Consider the following 1748-nt stretch of genomic DNA (forward strand, 5'->3'; position numbering starts at 1 on the left):
GTGGGTGTCTGGTCGTTGTTTGAGAACTGCACAGTGGACGCGAGCATCTGTGGCCAAGTTTTTAAGGGCGCACGGTGGATGCCTTGGCACCAGGAACCGATGAAGGACGTGGGAGGCCGCGATAGGCCCCGGGGAGCTGTCAACCGAGCTTTGATCCGGGGGTGTCCGAATGGGGAAACCCGGCAGTCGTCATGGGCTGTCACCCATACCTGAACACATAGGGTATGTGGAGGGAACGCGGGGAAGTGAAACATCTCAGTACCCGCAGGAAGAGAAAACAACCGTGATTCCGGGAGTAGTGGCGAGCGAAACCGGATGAGGCTAAACCTTGAGTGTGTGATACCCGGCAGGGGTTGCGCTCAGGGGGTCGTGGGAAAGTTCTTCAGTCGTCTGCCGGCGGCTGGGTGAGTCAGAAACCGTATGGGTAGTCGAAGGACATGCGAAAGGTCCGGCGTAGAGGGTAAGACCCCCGTAGACGAAATCTGTACGGCTCACTTGAGCTTCTCCCAAGTAGCACGGAGCCCGAGAAATTCCGTGTGAATCTGGCGGGACCACCCGCTAAGCCTAAATATTCCCTGGTGACCGATAGCGGATAGTACCGTGAGGGAATGGTGAAAAGTACCGCGGGAGCGGAGTGAAATAGTACCTGAAACCGTGTGCCTACAAGCCGTGGGAGCGTCGTTCGTCGAGTTTACTCGGCGGGCCGTGACTGCGTGCCTTTTGAAGAATGAGCCTGCGAGTTTGCGGTGTGTAGCGAGGTTAACCCGTGTGGGGTAGCCGTAGCGAAAGCGAGTCCGAATAGGGCGTCTGAGTTGCATGCCCAAGACCCGAAGCGGAGTGATCTAGCCATGGGCAGGTTGAAGCGCGGGTAAGACCGCGTGGAGGACCGAACCCACCAGGGTTGAAAACCTGGGGGATGACCTGTGGTTAGGGGTGAAAGGCCAATCAAACTCCGTGATAGCTGGTTCTCCCCGAAATGCATTTAGGTGCAGCGTCACGTGTTTCTTGCCGGAGGTAGAGCACTGGATAGGCGATGGGCCTCACCGGGTTACTGACCTTAGCCAAACTCCGAATGCCGGTAAGTGAGAGCGTGGCAGTGAGACTGTGGGGGATAAGCTCCATGGTCGAGAGGGAAACAGCCCAGAACACCGACTAAGGTCCCTAAGCGTGTGCTAAGTGGGAAAGGATGTGGAGTCGCAGAGACAACCAGGAGGTTGGCTTAGAAGCAGCCACCCTTGAAAGAGTGCGTAATAGCTCACTGGTCAAGTGATTCCGCGCCGACAATGTAGCGGGGCTCAAGCACACCACCGAAGTCGTGTCATTCACAGAATACGTCCAACGGCGCTGTGGATGGGTAGGGGAGCGTCGTGTTCCGGGTGAAGCGGCCGAGGAATCGAGTCGTGGACGGGATACGAGTGAGAATGCAGGCATGAGTAGCGATACAAGAGTGGGAAACTCTTGCGCCGATTGACCAAGGGTTCCTGGGTCAAGCTGATCTGCCCAGGGTAAGTCGGGACCTAAGGCGAGGCCGACAGGCGTAGTCGATGGACAACGGGTTGATATTCCCGTACCCGCTTTGAAGCGCCAACGCTGAACCTCTGAATGCTAAAGCCGTGAAGCCGGCCTGGAGTCTTCGGACGAAGGGACGTGGTGGAGCCGCTGATCCAACAGGGTATTAGGTGAGCGATGGGGTGACGCAGGAAGGTAGTCCAGCCCGGGCGGTGGTTGTCCCGGGGTAAGGGTGTAGG

The 1748-nt window shown here is 57.6% G+C and carries 1 rRNA gene; it reads left to right on the forward strand.

Features of this window, described 5'->3' with window-relative positions:
• Positions 1-51: 51 nt before the first annotated feature.
• A 23S ribosomal RNA gene (locus tag P3T41_RS36825) occupies positions 52-1748 on the forward strand; the annotation flags it as partial.

It is taken from the genome of Kitasatospora sp. GAS204B (assembly GCF_029892155.1).
GTDB lineage: Bacteria > Actinomycetota > Actinomycetes > Streptomycetales > Streptomycetaceae > Kitasatospora.